This window comes from Paenibacillus sp. JNUCC-31, assembly GCF_014844075.1.
In the GTDB taxonomy this organism is placed as follows: Bacteria; Bacillota; Bacilli; order Paenibacillales; family Paenibacillaceae; genus Paenibacillus.
Window position 1 is genome coordinate 2,225,543 of record NZ_CP062165.1, and the last position, 19,699, is coordinate 2,245,241.

The following is a 19,699-nucleotide window of genomic DNA, read 5'->3' on the forward strand; positions in this document are numbered from 1 at the left end:
GTGAACGCTGCAGGGGTCATGCAGGTGCCAAATGATCCCTAGCGTAGGCTAAGTCATCGCACCCCCTATTTATATTCCAAAAAAATCACTTCGATAAACCCGTCAAAAATGCTTTAATGACCCGAACTAATTCTTCCGGAGCTTCATACATGCTCATATGGCCTGCTCCAGGAATCACGGCTTGCACGATATGCGGTTTGTCACTTGTAAATGTACGTTCCGGCGGAATGACGGCATCTTTCTCTCCGGCAACCAGCAGAACCGGCAGCGGCGTAGCAGACAATACATCACGGCGATCCGGCCGTTCCCGCATAGCGAGTGCAGCTCCCGCCGCCCCTTGCGGCGCAGTCTGGTAACCAATCTCTTTCACACGACTGACTTGTGCCGATAACGACTCCACATGTTCTGGTGCAAACAGCCCAGGAACCAATCCGTCTACAAAGTGGACAATCCCCTCCGTTTGAATGGTGGATACGGCGCGGAGTCTTTTCTCCTTGCCTTCTTCACTGTCCGGATATGCTGTGGAATGAATCAATCCGAAGGCGTTCAGTCGTTCCGGATGACGCTGTGCGATGGAGAGTGCAATATATCCACCCATGGAGTGTCCCAGCAGGACGGCCTTTTCCACCTTCAACTCGTCCATTAATTGCAATACGTCATTGCCCATCTGATCGATGGTATATGTACCTACAGGTGCATCCGTTTTACCATGTCCACGCAGATCGGGTACGATGCAACGATAGGATCGTGCAAGCTCAGGTACAACTTCATCCCAGTAGGATGAACTGCCGCAGTATCCGTGGAGCAAAATGAGTGCTTCTCCCTTACCTTGTTCGGCATAACAAATCGTCGTTCCGTCACACATCACTTTTTCCATATAAATCCCTCTCTCTGCGCGAATTAAATTAATTTCAAGTTGTATATTATTAAGCCTACATCTCATTAATGAAACGAATATTTTTATTCCAAGGCTTCGACAACAGCCTCAGCAATCGTTCGGGACATACCCATAACGAAATGAAGGGAGGTCATCTGCAGAATGGAATAAGGTCTGGGGCCATTGGCATTGACTACGGCCGCCACGCTATAGTGCCCTACCGGAGGCAGCTTGCCGTTAACTGATTTGGCCGGAACAAGTGCATGATCCGCGAGATAATAAGTCCCTGTTGCCTGTTTCGGACCCAGACAGGCATCAATGGCGATGATAGCATGATGGGACGGGACCAGCGCCAGCCTTTTCTCCAGCGAATCTGCATCACAAGGTGAAGCCAGCGTCCCCACGACGTGTTTTACTCCGTGCTCCTGTAGCAAACTTCCCGTCAGAGGACCCAGTGCATCCCCTGTCGAACGGTCCGTCCCAATACATACGAAGGTGATTTCATGCGGTGAATGAAGCTGAACGATTTTTTTGAAGAATACGACCAAGTCTTCACCCTGGACACTTCTGCCGGTTTCTCTGCTCTGGTGTCGGACCATTTCCCGCTTATACAATGACAATCTGTCTTCTCCCCTTCTCACCTGTACTCCCTACCAAGATTTATTTGTTGTATTCCTCATTTTACCCGAAGCTCCGATTCCCCGCAAAAGCATTGGCCTGGGCTTGTCCAATCATGATACAATAACAACAGTTTCCGATACGGAAGGGATGAACATTACGATGGATTTAACACAAGCAAGCGCAGCCAATATGGAATATATGATTGAAGCGATTAAAACCAAGTTGCGGATGGCCAGTGGAGCTGCCATGCAGGCTTCTGCTTTCCCACTCGACAAGTATGAAGATCTGTTTGATCTGTATGAGATGGTTCTGGGCAAGGAACATCTGAGCATCTCTGAGGTCGAAGCTGTTGCTTCCGAACTGGGTAAACTCCGCAAGTCTTAGAGCGACATTGCTCATGGACTTTTGTCAACCCTTTGATGAAGTCATACTAGAGAAACCGGCACAAAAGGACCTGTTCTCCACATTACAGTGGACACAGGTCCTTTTGTGCGTTCTTATTTTTCAAGACTGCTCGTATAGTACAGACTGCGTCATGCTTTAAGGCATATTCATCGGTTGGCTCTCCCTCTGTCATTAGGGCAAATCAACCAGTACAAATTCAGCGGGCTCGCTGCCTGTAGCTGTAATTTGCAGATCACAACTTTTGCGAATTCGCGCAGCATCTCCCGGCTTGAGATTGAAGTTGCCATCCGAGCATACGATCTCGATATGACCACGGATCAGAAAGAGATGTGTGCGCCTATCTTCATGTTGAGGGTACATTAATTTTTTCCCGGATTCCAGTTGAGATAAATAGCAAGTCACATCTTGTGAGATAGACAATGCCCCCTCTGCTCCTTCGCTCTCTTGTCCCGAAACAATCGGACAAAGACGGTTCAGATACTCCTGTTCCTCTATACGACGATTGGTATACGAGGGCTTCAGCATGCGGTGGGATGGCAGAAACCACATCTGCAGGAAACGTACAGGTTCATCCTCGGATGGATTAGTCTCTGAATGCTCCACCCCGGTACCCGCACTCATGACCTGAACCGTCCCCGGTTCCAACAATTGTTCCGTTCCCATACTGTCCGTATGTTTCAGCGTACCGGAGATCACATAACTTACAATCTCCAAGTCATGATGCGGATGTCGCTTAAAGCCTTCCTGCGGCATCAGCGTGTTGTCATTATGAGCCAATAAACAACCAAAATGGGCATTGCTTGGATCATCATAGTCCGCAAAGGAAAAGCTGAATTCGCTGTGTATCCAACCTCGATCCGACGTGTGCCTTTCTTCCGATGTCACTACTTTAATCATGTTCATCCACCTCCAAGGGTTTAGAGCTGCCACACCTTCGCAGCAGTTCATGCGTGTATATTTAGAATTTATAGATCAATACCAGTTGGTATGTCATCTTTACCCGCAGCCTGGAAATTCTAATCACGCCCCTTGCTTATAGGTTATAGGCTTTCTTCAGGTGAGTGAAGCTTGAATTCGCTGTCTGCTCGACCCACGACTTTACCCGCGTCGTTCCGAATGTCAGGTGGGTATACTTCTGCCAATCGTTCAATGGTTTTCCGATTGTTATATCCGATCTGCTCCAGGATGGATTGGGCAATCCAAGCCCATTCTTCTTCCGAACCGTCAAGTACTTTGAATGAAATTCCAAGACGTTCCTTTTTCAGGGCAAAACCAAACACACCCTTGAATCCGCCCTTGGCAACAATGTTGCTGTCTTCAAGCAGCACCGAATCCACACGCCCTGTCCCTCCTACCATTAGAGGATATTCGTGCATGGCTGCAGTAATGGTCTCTACCGCAGCACGTGTGGACGAATCTTCGATCAGATCCGGACAGGCTAGCTTCAGATATGCATTCGACAATGCCGACAACGGCAACGAAAATACCGGAAAGCCGCAGCCATCCGTCCCCAATTTAATCTCTCTCTCCTCAATACCTGCCATATAAGCCATCGTCTCCAAAATTTCACGTTGCACTGGATGTTCTGGTTCAGCATAAGTGTCCAGATCGGCCTGTTTCATCTGAGCGTAACCAAGAATACCCAGATGTTTTCCCGAACAATTGTGCAGGATACGACGCTTCTCTCCTTGACCACGCAGCCATTGGTTCCGGCTTTCTTCATTTAGGGGATAACTTGGTGCACAGATCAGGCATTCTTCTCCCAATCCTATTTTGCTTTCCAACTGCTCCAAAACTTGAATATGCATCGGTTCCGATCGGTGCGAGGAAGACATAATGGCAATCTCCTGAGCTGTCAGCCCATAATGCCCGGCAATACCAGCCCGAATCCCAGGAATCGCCTGAAAAGGTTTGGCGGATGAACGGGTAAACGCTCTAAAATGAGGGTCGCCGGCTGAATATACAACATTGCCGTTCTCATCCGTAATGCTTATGTGTCCGTAATGGGCGCATTCCATAACGTCCGCACGGTATTCTTTAATTAACAGGGTACTCTCCATGCGAGTTCTCTCCTTTATTCTCCCGAATTCATCTCTGCTTTGCGTCACGACGCCGCATGGGATATCTTAAATAGTATAGTACAAAAACGACGTTTTTACAGTTTTTTCGACAGGCCATCCGGGTAATCTTTTATCAAACTCTACCTACCCGATCCCCATTACAAAAGGAGATACTCATCTATGCTGCACAAAACGTATTCATCCTTATCCGGGCCATATCGCAAAGATCCGATACGCCACCTGCTCATCTGGGCAGGTGCAGGAATTATAGCCAGCGCTTCGGTTGTATTTATATTGGCAGCTCTGGGAGCGTTATTGGGCACCAATATGGTCATTTCATTGGATAACCAGATCCAGCAATGGTTCTATCTGAACTCGGAATCACGTCTTCAACTGTTTCCGTTCATTTCCTTCATTACTGCCCTTGGCTCATTCAACATTTCAGCCATGGCAGCACTCGGCTTCTGTATACTCTTCATGTCGCAACGAGGTCCCCGTTTCCTCATATATGGATATGCGTTATTAAGCAGTTTTGCCATGATGTGGATCGTCAACACCTTATTGAAGGAAATATTCAGGAGGGGCAGACCTGAGCTGGATCATCTGTCGGTTGTTCACGGATACAGTTTTCCCAGTGGACATGCGATGATTTCGATGGGTTTTTACGGAATGCTTTTTGTCATCTGGACGCTTGAACGGCACCAACGGGCATCTGGAATTGCTTTGCCTGTCTTCTGTGGAATGTTGTTCATATTGCTAATCGGTATCAGTCGTATCATGCTGGGGGTGCATTATCCAACCGATGTCTTTACTGGATTCGCCGCTGGTCTGGCTTGGATCTTCTGCATGGTTAAAGGGATAAATCGCGCTGTCTGAAGAATGACATTTTCTCATTTCCGGTTCGTTCATCCTCACTTTGGTTGTTTCACCTGAAAGCCCCGCGTTTATATACGAAGTAAGCAAACGCGAACAGACAACATCCTACATCAAGCATAAAGGAGGCGGTTGTTATGTGGGGTATCATTATCAGCATTGTGATGGCAGTCATTATCGGTGTAATCGGTGATGCACTTGCTGGTCATAACATGCCCGGAGGCATTATCGGTGCAATGATTGCCGGATTTGTCGGAGCCTGGCTGGGAGCACTCTTGCTTGGCAACTGGGGGCCGGTCATTGGTAACTTTGCCGTGATCCCTGCCATCATTGGAACAGCACTCTTTGTCTTTTTGCTGGGGCTTGTGTCCAGACTGTTCAGACAGGCTGCCTGATCGGTCAACAAGGTGTTCGTTGTTTCGTTATCCGTTTCTTAAATTTGAAGAAGGAGTGATTTGACATGAATAAAGCAGAAGAACAATATCCTGTACAAAGCGGTTCAACTTTCGCCAAAGGAATTTTCATTGGAGGTTTGCTTGGAGCAGCTGCAGCGTTACTCTTCGCCCCTAAACCCGGACGCGAATTACGTGGTGACCTTTCCGAGAAAGTCGGCATGGTTACAGATCGTACGAAGGAAGTTGCAGCAGTTGTAGGCGATAAAGCCTCCGAACTGGCTAAAACCGTTTCTTCCAAAACTTCTGATATTGCGAAAACGGTAAATCAAGGCCGCAATGACGTTATGGAATCCGTGAGAAAAGCTTCGGCTGATGTAGCGAATGAAGCTTCCAAAGCATCGGACGAAGTGGCTGCCGCTTCCGTAGAAGCAAAGGAAGATACACGTAAAGAATTGAACTCGACCAGCTTGTAAGGCAGGTTATCGAGTAACCAATAGCCAGCTGGAATACAGCTGGCTATTTTTTATCCACTGCGATTAGAGGAGGAAGAACATGAGCAAAGTCACAATGAACGGCAATACCCCCATCACTGGAGGAAAACCCGTACAACAGTATGATACAAGCGACCATCCTTTTGAATTACGTCATGAGGTGAAAAGGCTAAATACCCGGCTGGATCAAATTGCAGACAGTCTGGAAAAATCTCAGATCAAGGATATTATCGAAAACTACAGTAGTCCCAAAAAACGCATCATTACTAATTTCACAGCGGGTATGGCACGTGGTTTGGGTTTGACGGTAGGAACCTTCGTGGTTCTTGGTCTGCTCGCTTTTATTCTCAGTCAATTCGTGAATATGCCGATTGTAGGACAATATATCGCTGACTTACTGGGCTATATTGAAGACTATAAAAAATAAAAGGCACAGGCGAGGTCTGTAAAGTCATCGCCTTCGTTTGACACGGGAACTCTTCTCTGTTTCTTTGGCCGCCGACTGGGAGGACTGCACTTTGAGCAGATCCCCTGTCCATCCTCTCATCATCATCCATACATACATGCCGATCATGCTAATGATTATGAGTGCAAGGACCAGCACAACCCCCCACGTTTTGTCGATCCAAGGCAAATTCTCGAAGTTCATTCCCCATATGGCTCCTGCAGCCGTTGCGGGCGTGAATACCGAGGTTACAAGGGTCAGCGTCTTCATAATATCATTGCCCCGCACTCCTGAAATGGCATTATCAATGGAGATCAGTGTATCAATCTCTTTCTCATAATGTTTGAATAACCGCTCCATTCGTTCAATCCGATGCTTGAGCTGTTGGAAAAAGCGGTTCTCTTTCATTTCATCCAAATAGGCTTCCTTGGTCGCTGCCATTAATTCGGAATAAGGAATGAACAGATTGCTCCAATACAGCAGCTCAAATCTGGCCACAAGAATCTGATCCATTAGTGTGCGTGCATTGCGGGATTCCATCTTCCGTTCCAAATCACGCAAATTCATCTCAAAATGGTCCATTCCGACATGGTAATAATGCAATATGGCGCGAAACAGCACAAACATGCCATCCCGAGCTTCATTGCATTGTTGGAGCATAGCCGAACGTTCACCTGTATTCATAATACCTCTTGTATTATCATCTAAATTCAGGGTAACCAGTCTGTTTTGATCCACGTAGAAGAACATCTGGTTATCTTTGCGTTGGTCGTCTCTCTCATTCTTAACGGCATATAATAATGATCCGAATATTACAGGCTCCGTGCCATTCATGAAGCGGACGGACAGGTAATTGGACTCTACCTCCGGTATTTTGCGAAGCCAGTATTGCATTTCTGGAAATACGCTCGTTAGTTCTTCCAAGGCATCGGCCATACTTTCCTGATCAGGTACCACCCAATCCCACCATTCCCACTGGTCTGAATAAGTGAACTTGTCCCGACGCGCCTCCAGCTTGACTTTATCCACAATCACAACATCCACTCCTGCATTCATTCTGTTCATTAGTATCTCGTTAATCTCAAAAAAGGACACGTGATTCCAATGGAATGCATACGTGTCCTTCTATGCCGTGCTCAATATCGTCACCGATCTACATCTCATAACAAAGAAGCATTCGACATAATCTGTTTTAATTTTTCAGTGGCTCGCTTTTGAATCCGGGATACACTCATCTGGGATACCCCCAGTTTCTGAGCGATTGCCCGCTGTGACTGACCATCCTGAAATGCCAAAATAAGCACTTTTTGTTCCTGTTCCTTCAACTGTCCCAATGCCTGTTGCAAGTCCATCCGCTTCTCCACCGAATCGAAGTCATTCACATCTGCACTGATCAGTTCACCCAATGTGGCTGCACTCTCATCTTGTGATAATGGAGAATCCAATGACACATAGTGATAACATTCCCGACCAGCCAAGACTTCAATGGTTTCCTCTGGAGTCAAGTCAAGGTATTCAGCAATTTCGTTCACACCTGGTGAACGCTCCAGCTTCACTGTTAATTCGTCAATGGCATGCTGGACAAGCGCACCCTTTTCCTTAATTCTTCGGGGAACCTGAATATACCAGGACTTGTCCCTCAAATAATTTTTCATATGACCGATCATGCTCTTCATGGCATAAGGTTCAAACGGAATACCGAGATTGATGTCGTACTGCTTCAGCAGTCGAATCAAAGCCATCTGCCCGGTCTGATACAAATCCTCATACAGATCGGGTCGATTCCGCGCAATTTTACCTGCCGCCATCTTCACCATCGGTTCATATTTGCGGATAAGAACTGTCGCAATTTCGTTATCCTGGGTCTGCTGGTATTCCCAGATCAAACCTATCGCTTCAGACATGGACTCTGGGGGAGTCACTTTTTCATTCATACTTTCTCCTCACTTCTTGCAAGACGTTTTACGAGTACCACTTTCGTACCTTTGCCCGTCTCACTTTCCACACTGACATCATCCATCAGAGCTTGCATCAGGTAGAAACCAAGTCCACCGATTTGGGCATCTGACAGTTCTTTGTCATGAAGACCAGCACGTGATACTGCCGGATTGATGTTCTCGAAGCTTGCACCTTCATCCTTGACGGTAATGGCCAGCGTATCGCTATCCACTTCGAACACAACCTCAACCATGCCGCCTTCGTGTGAGTAAGCATACAGTACAGAGTTATTACAGGCCTCGGATACAGCAACTTTCATATCCTCAATGTCCTCATAAGAAAATCCCATTTTGGACGCAACACCGTATAGATTGAGTCTTACAATATCAACGTAATCAGCTGTCGCCGGTAAATTAAGGGTGACTCTTTGAACTTCTGCATTCATTCCTTTTTCGATCCTTTCCTATTGGGAATTCTTCTGTGAGACAAAGAATTTGGCAATACCCGTCATATCAAAAAGTTTCTGAATTTGCGCAGGAACTTCCTGTACTTCAAAGCGAGCTTCCATTCCATGCCGTGCTTTCAGAACAGATAACAGGATACCAATCCCTGTACTATCAATGTACTTTAAATCGTTCATGTTAATGACCAAATCTTGTTCCTTGTTGTCCACGAGCGGCTCCATAACCAAACGGAATTCAGGAGCAACGGACAAATCCAGTTCGCCAGTCAGATACACCGTGCACATACCGTCATGTGTTTCTGTTCTTGCATTGAATTTTTCATTTTTATTTGTATTCATTAGACATCTCTCTCCTGATCAATGGTTTCTTTACCTAATAACCCATCTACAGCACGTATGAAACAAAAAACGAATTAGCAATTATTTCAATTAGCCTGATTCATGGCCGATGAATTGGATTTGTACACTTGTCTCTGTTCCTGAAATAGGGACAATTTCTGTTTAACATGTCCCATTTTCACCGGTTTACTAATGTAATCGTCCATACCTGCAGCTAAACATCGTTGCTGAATGCCATCCATAACATTGGCAGTCATCGCAACAATAACAGGTTGCTGGCCTTGAGGAAGGCTATCGCGAATTCTGCGGGTACATTCCAGTCCATCCATCAACGGCATTTGCAAATCCATAAATACATAATCATATTTTGGATTGGCCATAACCATATCCAGTGCCTTCTTGCCATCTTCGGCGATGTCTGCAACCAGCCCAAGCTTGCCAAGCATGATGGACATTAGTTTTTGATTGATAGGATGATCATCGACGATAAGCACACTTGGATCCATTTCAACATTTTTCGTTTCGGTGAGCTGATCTTCCCCCATGCCTGTTGTAAACTCAGTCTCTACATACCGCTTCGCCTGGATGGTAAATACAAACGTTGCACCACGCAGCTCACTCGTATCCAGATAAATCTGTCCACCCATCATTTCAACAAGTGTTTTGCATATGGCAAGACCCAGACCAGTTCCACCATATTTGCGCGTCATGGATGTATCCAGTTGGGAAAACGGCTGGAACAATCGATCGACTTTGTCTGGCGCTATGCCTATGCCAGTATCTTTTACTGCAAACTCCAACGTCATCCGCCCGTCCTTTTCCTCACTAACGGATACAATCAGATACACGCCGCCATGATCCGTGAACTTAATGGCATTAGCAATGAGATTCAACAAAACCTGACGAAGCCTTGCCATATCTCCGTAGATTAGTTCGGGTACCGTATCCTCCAGGAAATATTCCAGCTCAATATTCTTTTTGCCGGCTTCTACCGCGAAAAGTCTCAATACTTCACGAATGCAGGAAACCAGTTCGAATGGATGCTCTTCCAGCTCCATTTTGCCGGATTCCATCTTGGTGAAATCAAGAATATCGTTGATCACCGTGACGAGTGAATCCGCACTGCGACGAACAATATCAGCATACTCCTTCTGATCTTCCTTTAGATCCGTTTCCATCAATAGATCGACCATACCAATCACGCCGTTCATCGGTGTGCGGATCTCATGACTCATCATGGCGAGGAATTCGGTCTTCGCATTTGCAGCGATTTCCGCTTCCTCTTTGGCCTGAATGAGCTGCTGATTCATCTTTTCCAGTTCCTGCGTCTTCTGGTGCAGCAGCATGGTTTGTGTTTTCAAACGCTTATTCGTGATAAACATTTCTACAAAGCCCTCGATTTTGGATTTCAAAATCTGAGGGATAAACGGTTTGACCATGTAATCAATGGCCCCGGCAGAGTATCCTGCAAATAAGTGCTCTGCCTCTCTGCTGTTTGCAGAGATGAATATAATCGGAACGTCTTTGGACTTATCACGCGCCTTGATTAACTTTGCTGTCTCAATTCCGTCCATCCCAGGCATCTGCACATCCAGCACAATGACCGCAAATTCGTCTTTAAGCAAACAACGGAGCGCCTCTTCCCCGGAGGTTGCCTTGACGAGCTTGTACTGTTCCGATTCCAGAACCGCTTCGAGAGCGAGCAGGTTCTCGGGGCGGTCATCTACCAATAATATATGGATTGGTTCATTGAGCCCCATGACTAGGCCTAACCCCCTATTTAATTTTCCGGTATATTTTTTCCGTCCGGTCTAACGGCTCGTAGGCATCACTGAATTCCGTAAAATGTATTGATTCTTTTGACCCCAGAACAAGAATGCCGAAGTGGCTCAAACTCTCATGAAATAGCCCGTGCACATGGTTCCGAAGTTCATCATTAAAATAAATCATGACATTACGGCAAAAAATCACATTAAACTCGTTAAATGACCGGTCTGTTGCCAGATTATGCTCGGCAAAAATAATATTTTTCCGTAAATAAGGATGAAACATAACGGAATTATATTTCGCTGTGTAATATTCCGAGAATGCCCGAGTGCCCCCGGCTTCCAGGTAATTTGTAGTATACAGTTTCATTTTCTCAATGCCATATACGCCTTCCTTGGCCTGTTGCAATGAGCGATCATTCATATCTGTCGCATATATTCTTGCCTTGTCGTACAGTCCTTCTTCATGCAGCATAATCGCCATGGAATAGACTTCTTCCCCTGTAGAGCATCCTGCATGCCATATCCGGATGTACGGATAAGTCCTAAGTACAGGAATAATCTCTTCCCGGAAGAAACGGAACAAGGTTGGATCACGAAACATTTCCGTTACAGGGATGGACAGATTCTGTATAAAACGATCAAAAACAGAACGGTCATGAAGCACTCTCTCCTGTAAACCTGAAATGGTCTTCAACCCTTCGGCATGTACATAATGCCAGATTCTGCGTCTTAATGACGGTAACGCATAGTTCCTGAAATCATATCCATATAAACGGTGCATACCTTCCAACAGCAACTCGATCTCGATCAGTTCACGCTCTTCATCTTGCGGCATGCGGATCGATTCTGCCTCCGCCTCGGTAGGTTCCCACGGTGTCATATTTTCTCTCCACTTCTTCATTTGTTACTTGCGTAATGTTGTATTGTCTTTCATTACCCAAACTAGAGGGTTACGAATACAGCCATACGCGCATTAAGGATAACAATTGATCCGTTTGAATCGGTTTTTTTACATAATCGGATGCTCCGGCCTCTATACACTTGCCTCGATCATCTTTCATTGCTTTTGCGGTCAAGGCGATAATGGGCAATTTCTCGAATTTCGGCATTTGTCTGATCCGTGTCATCGCCTCATAACCATCCATTTCCGGCATCATCATATCCATTAATACCAGATCAATTTCCGGGTTCTTGTCCAGAATCTCCAGAGCTTCACGGCCATTCTCTGCAAATGTCACATCCATGCGATAGCCTTCAAGCACACTTGAAAGAGCAAATACATTACGAATATCATCATCCACGAGCAATATTTTCTTCCCTTCAAACAAGGTCTCCTTGTTATGAAGCTTTTGCAAGATTCGACGCTTGTCCTCCGGCAGGTTTGCTTCTACCCGGTGCAGGAACAAAGTCGTCTCATCGAGCAACCGTTCAGGTGACTTCACGTCCTTGATGATAATGGACTCCGCATATTTGCGAAGCTTCATCTCTTCTTTGCTGTCCAGCTCTTTGCCTGTATAAATAATGATCGGCAGATCATTCAAATACTGATCATCCCGAATCTGGTCAAGCAACTCGAACCCGGTCATATCTGTCAGCATTAAGTCCAGAACCATGCAGTCATAGCGTTGACTGTGCAATTCATTCAAGGCCTCACTGCCGGTCGATACTGCTGTGATTACGACGTCATCGTGACCGATCAGTTCGATGATCGCCTTCCGCTGTATTTCGTCATCTTCGACAATCAATAAACGTTTCAATTGATTCTCTGTATAGGATTCGATATGAGAGAAAGCTTTATCCAGCGAATCTTTACTGGAAGGTTTTTTCAGATAAGCAATGGCTCCCATCATCAACCCCTGCTTCATATCATCAATAACCGAAATGACATGTACCGGGATATGACGTGTCGCCGAGCTGCTTTTCAGTTCGCCCAGGATAGCCCAGCCATCCATGACAGGCAACTGAATATCAAGGATTATGGCATCCGGCAAATATTGACGGGCCATTTCGAGCCCTTTGTCTCCCTGAAGCGCCACAATAGCTTTAAATCCTCTGCCTCTCGCCATGTCCATCAATATGTGCGCAAAATTCACATCGTCCTCAATAATAAGGAGAATCTTGTCACCTTCCGATAGGTTCTCCTGATCATCTTCCAGCTGTGAAGGCACAGAAGAGTTGGGTTGAGGCAGCTCCATGAACGAAACACTTTCCGGGTCTGGGTCAGGTGTGAGGATGGTCTGTCTGCCCGAGCGCATCGTTCGTGTGTTCCTTGCAGAATATGGGCTCTCCATGGAAGCAGCAGCTTCTCTCGCCGCTTCGTCTTCCTGAATAACTTCTTCGTGATTATCCGGCAGGAACAGCGTGAAGCTGCTGCCAACACCCTCGGAGGATTCTACCTGAATGGCACCACCAAGCAGTCGCGCAAGCTCGCGGCTGATCGACAGTCCCAGACCCGTCCCCCCATATTTGCGGCTGGTTGTGCCATCCACCTGCTGGAATGCTTCAAAGATTAGATCGGTTTTGTCCGAAGGAATTCCAATTCCGGTATCTTGCACGGTAAAGCCTACATATTCCTGATTCGTGTTCAGATACCCAGGCAGTTCTTCAGTTTTCATTTGCCGTCCAATCAGACTAACAGACCCCCGATTGGTAAATTTAAACGCGTTCGACAAGAGATTCCGCAGAATTTGTTTGACGCGATGACTGTCGGTGTATACCCATTCCGGCAAGTTGCTGTCGAACTCAATGTTCAGCTTAAGCTCTTTCTTATTCGCGATCGGGCCGAAATTTTGTTGAACAAAGCTAGTCAGTTCTTCCATTCGGACAGTCTCATAGTTGATATCCATTTTGCCTGCGTCTACCTTAGACAGATCCAATATTTCATCAATCATTTTCAGCAGATCCGCACCGGACATATAAATCGTCTGGGCATATTCCTGCTGTTTGCCACTCAGGTTTCCATCTTTGTTCTCTGACAATAGTTGGGACAGAATCAGCAAACTGTTGAGCGGTGTACGCAATTCATGCGACATATTCGCCAAAAATTCGGACTTATATTTACTGGTCATCGACAGCTGCATGGCTTGCTGTTCCAATTGTGTTTTCGTTTTTTCGATCTCATCGTTCTTCTCTTCCACTTCACGCACCTGTTCTTCTAACGCGCGAGTCTTGGCGATCAGCTCGGTATTAAAATGTTCCAGCTCTTCCTGTTGACGTTGAAGCAGTTCCTCTGAACGTTTAAGGGCTTCCGTCTGCTCTTCCAGATTTTCATTGGAGCGACGCAGTTCCTCTTGCTGTGTCTGGAGTTCTTCGGATTGAACCTGCAATTCCTCGGTAAGCGCCTGGGATTCACGCAGCAGCTCCTCCACCCGTAAACGGCGACGAACGTTGTTGAGAATAACGCCCAGATTCATGATCAGCTGCGAGAACAGCTGTGTATGCAGATTGGTAAACCCTTCAAACGAAGCCAATTCGACAACCCCGATCAGTTCGTCCTCAAATACGACAGGATAGATCATCACACCAGAAGCACGTGATGATCCCGTTGCTGATCCGATGTTTACATAATCGTCCGGAGTTTTTTCCATAATAATAGGGGTCATATCCAATGCGGCTTGGCCAATTAAACCTTCGCCAATACGGTAAACCTCTTTGCCGACATCTTCATTCTCTTCAAAGGCATAGGTGCCATACCGTCTCAGTTCGTCTGGATGCTTCTCTTCATCGATCAGGTATACTACACCCAATTGAGCTCCAAGCACAGGCGTGAACTCGCTAATAAACATCTGTGAGATCTGGCGAATTGAACCTATGCCTCGCAACAACTCCGGAACTCTGGCTATGTTCGAACTCATCCAGTTCTGATCTTGCTGTGCTTGTAAATAAGCTTTCTCCACTTCCAGTTTCTCTTCCAAACCACTGGAAACATCCTTGAACACACTGGCAATCTCACCGATCTCGTCGGTGGATTTGACCTGTATCCGTCTGATCGTGCGGTAACGCCCTTTACCAAAACTGGTAATCATCATGGAAACGGTATTGAGACCTCTTGTAATGCTTGGCAATACCCACATGATAACCCCGAGTGCAAGCAGCAACCCCGCAATCATAATGCCTACAGTGATCTGGACAGCACGGGTATATGCCTCGTTCGCCTGTTTGATTTCCGAATCAATCTCCTGATCCTGAAAACGCGAGAGTGCGTTTAAACTGTCTACTGCTTCTTTTTGTACTTCGAGCCCTGTTGAATTTCGAAAGTTATTAGCATCCTCCACGCGTCCTTGCGACACGAGACTGAGTTGCTTTGATGCGTATGCCCCATAGGCTTCCCAAGCCGTATTTACACGGTCAACCAATTGATGTTCGCCAGCGCTATCTGCGCGCTCACGTACTTCCTTAAGGGAGCGTTCTCCCCTCTCTTCCATTTTCTTCAGTTCACCATCTGCGGCACTGATTGAATTGTTAGGGTTAAGCAACAAGTTAGCTACCACTTTCGCTATATCATTAACCTCACCACGAACGGACGAGGTGTACCTGACTTTCAAGTATCGCTCCTGATACATTTGGTCAACCTGTTGATTGCTGCTGTTCAGTCGTTCGTAGCTCACAAATGTGAGCACGACCATGATGGCCATCAGAGCGGTAAAGCCAATCAGCAGTTTATTCCTGATCTTCATTCAGCTTCGGCCCCTTCATTTAAGGTAATCCATACCAGACATTTATCATCATCTCGCTCTTGCGGTATTTCATCGTCGAAGAACAACGCCTGCATGGCGGCTTCATCCCACTGGTGGGACCCCGCAAGTTGTTCCTTCATAAACGCCTGCTGCATCTCTTGATCACCTTGAACCGCTTCAAGTAATCCGTCCGTATAAAGTGCAATGTGACCGCCACCTTCGTAGTGAATGGTCTGTGGTTCAATCTCCATCTTGTCAAACAAGCCCACAGGGCAGCATACACTGTCAAACGTTGTCACACTTCCGTCTTGACGGAAAAAGAGTGCTGGCGGATGCCCGGCATTCACGTAATCAATACGTTTCTTCCGGGTGTCTACCACCAGATATATCGCTGTAAAATAATACTGTACCAACTGTTTTTCCAGATGCAACTGATTAAAGCGCCGATTCAGTTCCTGAATAACTTTCTCCGGATCGACATACGTTGTAACCGTGTCCTTCAGCACGGAAGCGATAAACATGGTAAACAGGGATGAAGATATCCCATGCCCCATCATATCCAGCAGCAAGACCCCATATCTGCCTTCACCAAGCGGATACCATGAATACAGATCACCCGCAAGTTCAAAAGAAGGCTTATAAATGGCATTGACGTGAAACAGCGGATCTTCAATAGCCGGACTCAAGACAGCATTCTGAACCATTGCCGCAAGTTTTAGTTCGTCCTGAATTCGCTGGTCACGCTCTTTATGCCAATCTTTCTCTTGCTTCAGACGAAGCGCAAGCCGAATTCTGGCCATCAGTTCCACTTTGTTTATCGGTTTGGTCACATAATCGGATGCACCGGCATCCAATGCCTCAGCCAATTTCTTGGAATCTCCGATCGCAGTAACCATAATAATCGGAATATCTTTAAGGTTTTCATATTTCTGCACAATACTGCATGCTTCGATGCCGTCCATTTCAGGCATCATCATATCCAGCAAAATCAGATCAATATCCGACGGTTTGGGACGAAGTTCGTTGCTTTCCTCACCAATTCCGAGGACTTCAAACATCTCCATGGCAGAACTTGCCGTTACAATGTCACGATAGTTCTCTTTTTTCAGAATTTCTCGAATGATAATGACATTCGTCGGATTGTCGTCAACAATAAGTATTCTCATTTCTATCTCCTTATCTGTGGCGTCCGGGTTTGTCGATTCTTATCAGGGCAGCTAACAACCTTAATTATACAAATTTCGCGTGCAAAACAACGGTAGACATAATAATTCCTAGTCTAACTATAATCGTAATCTAACAAAACTTCTATCTGTAAATGGCACCAGCAAGGGAGAATTGTTGCGTGTGGTACCCTGTTTTTGCCACGCTCTGATTTCACTCCCAAACTTGCAAAAACATAGATAAGGAATGGGGTGCTCCCCCATTCCTTATCTATGTTTTTGATTCAATACTCATTGATTCTGAAGCATGTCCTCTTCCAGAACACTTCAGCTTAATGTTTATCTTCTATTCTTTCTTTTTGGCAATGACGAGCACTTTACCTTTATCAAGTTCGCTCTCATAAAAATCTGCCTCAGCTTCGGTGAAGCCCATAGATACGATTTTGGCCCGGAGTTCATCACCACGGGAACGGAACAGATTTGCCAAGGAATCAAACATGCCTTCTTCTTTTATGCCAATTTCTTTGGCATCGGCAGTATCGGCAATTCGATCTGTACGATCCTTTTCATGGGCGAGAACGAAGATATGATCAGTAAGGTATCCGGTTATCTGCAATTCTTTCACCGCTTCTACCGCTTGGACTCCGTTTTCTACAACTTTTGCATAAGCTTGCGCATTGGTTGAATTCATCGTTTCCACTCTCCTCTGATTGATCTTCCATAACGAGCTTCTTTTAATATATAACCATACGATATCGGGTTGAAACGCTTCTGGATTAACCCATCCTAGGAAACCGATTCGTCAAAGAGATCTATTCCTTCAATATGATTGGAGCCTGGCTTCATATAAACTTTCAGCGCCTGACTTCCCCGGAGGAATACTTCTCCATCCTCTGCGACATAATACGGCTTGCCCAACGCATCTCGAATGGCCTCAATATTCATATCAATCCATTCCTGATTAAGCTTTAGACGTTTTTCGGAAGCATCAATATGCACATAATTGACCACACCTGTATCTTCACATAGCCCAACCGTTACACCTTTGAACTGATACTCTGGACAACCCAGGTAAGGATCATGTTTCTTATGAAGTGGTTGGCCTTTGGTAGATAAAATATCATCAATGCTGTCATCCAGAGAAATGTCATTCAGAGTCCGAAAATGCTGGACAGGTCCGGATCGATCAGCAGCCAGAATCACCTCTGGTGTCTCTTCTTCCACTACCGTCCATTGCATATCATGAGCAGCGGGTACCGCTGCCGGTTGAACGGAAAAGGGAGAAATTACGCTAAACATAACAAGCAGTAGTTTCATCATGATTCTCACCCTTTCATCAGGTTCATCACCGCTCTGAAGACTTCTATTCATTGCAAAACGGTTATGCTATTTCCGCATACGCTGCCAAACATTAGCCGCTACATCCACATATTTCAGCCAGTTCTTTTCACCCTTGGCATCATCATGATATGTGGCTTCATACGATTGAAGTGTCCGATCTGTCGGTGTAACAGGTGGGGTCTGAGACACACGCGTTACTTCCGAACGCTTGCTCTGCTCTGCACTGCTTCGTTTCGTCTGGAACTTGGCCATCAGAGTGGAGGACACCTGTTTGGCAGCCTCGGTTACTTCATTTAGCACCTCTCCCAGGTTATGAACTGATTCCATCACTGGGTCGATTTGTTTCATTTTGTGCTGCACATCAACCGTAATATCATTCGCATGCCTGACCGTCTGTTTAACTTCATAACTAAGCTCATCAATGGTCTTTTGAACTTCCTGCAGTGTCTGGGACACATTGTCGAGTGAACCCTGAGCGGACTTCAAGGTACGAATTAAAAAGAAAACAAGTACTGCAAAAGCAACCGCAATTAAAGCCACACTAATTTGATAGATCATAAAAGAACCTCGCTCTCCAGTAAAAAATCGGTTTTGTTATTGCTATAGTTACCCGACCCATTCCGCGACGAAACAAATGGGAACCGAACTGTAAAAACGATCTCGCCCGGAAAAATTTCGCAATGTTTCAACCCGAAATGCCTCGGTTAAAGAACAACTACACACGGCAGCGAGATGAACACTTCTCGCTACCAAGTCCTATAAACGAAAGGATGAATCCCCATGTTGAAATGGTCGGTACTATTTCTAATTATTGCGCTTGTTGCAGGTATTTTCGGATTTTTCGGTATTGTTGAAGCAGCTGCTTCGATTGCCAAGGTACTCTTCTTCATCTTTGTTGTACTGTTCGTTATCTCCCTGATTACGGGACGCAGCCGAATGCGATAAATGGAACTTTCCGAATATGAATAACAATCGATCCATACAAAAGCCTATCGTGCTTGCAAAAGCCGATAGGCTTTTGTGATTCACACCATATTTTTACATTAATCGTCCCCCAGAACATCGCGGCTATCATTATTATGTATTACACTCCCTTCTCGTCTATTCCATCGCTTTCCCCAGCTACTCATGAAAAACAGGACCATGATAATATTTCCAACCCGGTATTCTCCCACTGAAGTAGGATATTTAATGGTTCTCCTTATACCCACATATGCTCCAGTTGACACTGGAGCAAGTAAGAAAATATTGTTAAAATATTGTTATAATTTGTGATTCATAAGTAAGCTTGCTTGGTTACTTTTAACACAGGACAACAAATTACATACCTAACCGAGGAGGAAAAACAAATGAAAAAAATCGTAAGTATTGCCGCTGCTTTGACTTTGATGGGTTCCATGGCTGCTGCCGCAGGTGCTGAGGAAGCGGTTACTGGAACAGTAACTCCAGAGAAAGCCACTGAGGCAACAACACCAGCTACAACAACGACCACTCCGGCTATTGAAGTGAACAAACCTGCTGTGGACATTGTAGAAGGTAAAGCAGAGACGGTTACGGGCGCAACATACGGCACTGATGATGACAAAATTTTTGATGAACCAGTGGTGAAAGCTGGAGAAGAGGTTCTGGTTCCAACCATGCTGCTTAATCTTCTGGAGCGCACTTGGTTCTATGATGCACCCAATGGTAAGCCGATCGGTGCATTGGGTTCCCAAGTGATCGACACAACGGGTGAAGTCGTAGATGGATTCGACGGCGGTCAATGGGTGCAAGTTTACACGTGGAAAGGTAAAGCCTGGATCCACGTTGCTATTCAATAATATCGTATAATCGTTCTAACGAT

At 45.8% G+C, this 19,699-nt stretch carries 22 protein-coding genes; 7 read left to right on the forward strand and 15 right to left on the reverse strand.

Annotated elements, in window-relative coordinates; genetic code table 11:
* Positions 1-85 precede the first annotated feature (85 nt).
* Both JNUCC31_RS09680 and yyaC read right to left on the reverse strand, forming a co-directional pair.
* The gene (locus JNUCC31_RS09680; protein WP_192270765.1) at positions 86-877 is read right to left on the reverse strand and encodes an alpha/beta fold hydrolase; all 792 of its coding nucleotides are present in this window, start codon (positions 875-877) and stop codon (positions 86-88) included.
* An 83-nt stretch (positions 878-960) separates the two neighbouring features.
* Positions 961-1,497: a spore protease YyaC gene (gene yyaC, locus JNUCC31_RS09685; RefSeq protein ID WP_228469598.1), complete on the reverse strand. Its 537-nt coding sequence runs from the start codon at positions 1,495-1,497 to the stop codon at positions 961-963.
* A 160-nt stretch (positions 1,498-1,657) separates the two neighbouring features.
* Here yyaC and JNUCC31_RS09690 point away from each other — a divergent pair, with 160 nt between their 5' ends.
* Positions 1,658-1,882, forward strand: coding sequence for a DUF1128 domain-containing protein (locus JNUCC31_RS09690; RefSeq protein WP_062325819.1), 225 nt, complete (start codon positions 1,658-1,660; stop codon positions 1,880-1,882).
* Between the two features lie 192 nt (positions 1,883-2,074).
* Here the strand turns inward: JNUCC31_RS09690 and JNUCC31_RS09695 are convergent, their stop codons facing one another.
* Together JNUCC31_RS09695 and JNUCC31_RS09700 are read right to left on the reverse strand one after the other, a co-directional pair.
* Positions 2,075-2,800, reverse strand: coding sequence for a pirin family protein (locus JNUCC31_RS09695; RefSeq protein ID WP_192270767.1), 726 nt, complete (start codon positions 2,798-2,800; stop codon positions 2,075-2,077).
* A gap of 143 nt (positions 2,801-2,943) precedes the next feature.
* The gene (locus tag JNUCC31_RS09700) at positions 2,944-3,963 is read right to left on the reverse strand and encodes an asparaginase (protein WP_192270769.1); all 1,020 of its coding nucleotides are present in this window, start codon (positions 3,961-3,963) and stop codon (positions 2,944-2,946) included.
* A 180-nt stretch (positions 3,964-4,143) separates the two neighbouring features.
* Between JNUCC31_RS09700 and JNUCC31_RS09705 the strand changes: the two genes are divergently transcribed.
* From JNUCC31_RS09705 to JNUCC31_RS09720, 4 genes are all read left to right on the forward strand, one after another.
* Positions 4,144-4,839, forward strand: a complete 696-nt coding sequence (locus JNUCC31_RS09705; RefSeq protein WP_192270771.1) for a phosphatase PAP2 family protein — start codon at positions 4,144-4,146, stop codon at positions 4,837-4,839.
* A 134-nt stretch (positions 4,840-4,973) separates the two neighbouring features.
* On the forward strand, positions 4,974-5,231 hold the full coding sequence (locus JNUCC31_RS09710; protein WP_053778976.1) for a GlsB/YeaQ/YmgE family stress response membrane protein: 258 nt from the start codon (positions 4,974-4,976) through the stop codon (positions 5,229-5,231).
* A 65-nt stretch (positions 5,232-5,296) separates the two neighbouring features.
* On the forward strand, positions 5,297-5,704 hold the full coding sequence (locus JNUCC31_RS09715) for a YtxH domain-containing protein (protein WP_192270774.1): 408 nt from the start codon (positions 5,297-5,299) through the stop codon (positions 5,702-5,704).
* 94 nt (positions 5,705-5,798) lie between these two features.
* Complete coding sequence (locus tag JNUCC31_RS09720; RefSeq protein WP_379386122.1) at positions 5,799-6,149, forward strand: DUF5665 domain-containing protein; 351 nt, start codon at positions 5,799-5,801, stop codon at positions 6,147-6,149.
* A 24-nt stretch (positions 6,150-6,173) separates the two neighbouring features.
* Here the strand turns inward: JNUCC31_RS09720 and JNUCC31_RS09725 are convergent, their stop codons facing one another.
* From JNUCC31_RS09725 to JNUCC31_RS09775, 11 genes are all read right to left on the reverse strand, one after another.
* On the reverse strand, positions 6,174-7,223 hold the full coding sequence (locus tag JNUCC31_RS09725; protein WP_192272906.1) for a magnesium transporter CorA family protein: 1,050 nt from the start codon (positions 7,221-7,223) through the stop codon (positions 6,174-6,176).
* Positions 7,224-7,327: 104 nt separating this feature from the next.
* Complete coding sequence (locus JNUCC31_RS09730) at positions 7,328-8,101, reverse strand: sigma-70 family RNA polymerase sigma factor (protein ID WP_062325832.1); 774 nt, start codon at positions 8,099-8,101, stop codon at positions 7,328-7,330.
* Positions 8,098-8,550 carry an anti-sigma B factor RsbW gene (gene rsbW / locus JNUCC31_RS09735; protein ID WP_062325833.1) on the reverse strand — a complete coding sequence of 151 codons (453 nt, stop codon included), beginning with the start codon at positions 8,548-8,550 and terminating at the stop codon, positions 8,098-8,100. Before rsbW ends, JNUCC31_RS09730 begins: the two co-directional genes overlap by 4 nt.
* A gap of 18 nt (positions 8,551-8,568) precedes the next feature.
* The gene (locus tag JNUCC31_RS09740) at positions 8,569-8,907 is read right to left on the reverse strand and encodes an STAS domain-containing protein (RefSeq protein WP_192270778.1); all 339 of its coding nucleotides are present in this window, start codon (positions 8,905-8,907) and stop codon (positions 8,569-8,571) included.
* 86 nt (positions 8,908-8,993) lie between these two features.
* Positions 8,994-10,667 carry a response regulator gene (locus JNUCC31_RS09745; protein WP_192270780.1) on the reverse strand — a complete coding sequence of 558 codons (1,674 nt, stop codon included), beginning with the start codon at positions 10,665-10,667 and terminating at the stop codon, positions 8,994-8,996.
* A 16-nt stretch (positions 10,668-10,683) separates the two neighbouring features.
* On the reverse strand, positions 10,684-11,556 hold the full coding sequence (locus JNUCC31_RS09750; protein ID WP_192270782.1) for a CheR family methyltransferase: 873 nt from the start codon (positions 11,554-11,556) through the stop codon (positions 10,684-10,686).
* Between the two features lie 70 nt (positions 11,557-11,626).
* Complete coding sequence (locus JNUCC31_RS09755; RefSeq protein ID WP_192270784.1) at positions 11,627-15,352, reverse strand: response regulator; 3,726 nt, start codon at positions 15,350-15,352, stop codon at positions 11,627-11,629.
* Positions 15,349-16,518, reverse strand: a complete 1,170-nt coding sequence (locus tag JNUCC31_RS09760) for a PP2C family protein-serine/threonine phosphatase (RefSeq protein WP_192270786.1) — start codon at positions 16,516-16,518, stop codon at positions 15,349-15,351. Before JNUCC31_RS09760 ends, JNUCC31_RS09755 begins: the two co-directional genes overlap by 4 nt.
* A gap of 343 nt (positions 16,519-16,861) precedes the next feature.
* Entirely contained in the window at positions 16,862-17,206 is a 345-nt protein-coding gene (locus JNUCC31_RS09765) for a YflT domain-containing protein (protein ID WP_192270789.1), read from the reverse strand.
* Positions 17,207-17,301: 95 nt separating this feature from the next.
* Complete coding sequence (locus tag JNUCC31_RS09770; protein ID WP_228469599.1) at positions 17,302-17,886, reverse strand: hypothetical protein; 585 nt, start codon at positions 17,884-17,886, stop codon at positions 17,302-17,304.
* A gap of 15 nt (positions 17,887-17,901) precedes the next feature.
* The gene (locus JNUCC31_RS09775; RefSeq protein ID WP_192270793.1) at positions 17,902-18,414 is read right to left on the reverse strand and encodes a DUF948 domain-containing protein; all 513 of its coding nucleotides are present in this window, start codon (positions 18,412-18,414) and stop codon (positions 17,902-17,904) included.
* 222 nt (positions 18,415-18,636) lie between these two features.
* Here JNUCC31_RS09775 and JNUCC31_RS09780 point away from each other — a divergent pair, with 222 nt between their 5' ends.
* Together JNUCC31_RS09780 and JNUCC31_RS09785 are read left to right on the forward strand one after the other, a co-directional pair.
* Complete coding sequence (locus tag JNUCC31_RS09780) at positions 18,637-18,801, forward strand: DUF1328 domain-containing protein (RefSeq protein WP_017692264.1); 165 nt, start codon at positions 18,637-18,639, stop codon at positions 18,799-18,801.
* A 404-nt stretch (positions 18,802-19,205) separates the two neighbouring features.
* Positions 19,206-19,676, forward strand: a complete 471-nt coding sequence (locus tag JNUCC31_RS09785) for a hypothetical protein (protein ID WP_192270795.1) — start codon at positions 19,206-19,208, stop codon at positions 19,674-19,676.
* Positions 19,677-19,699 lie beyond the last annotated feature (23 nt).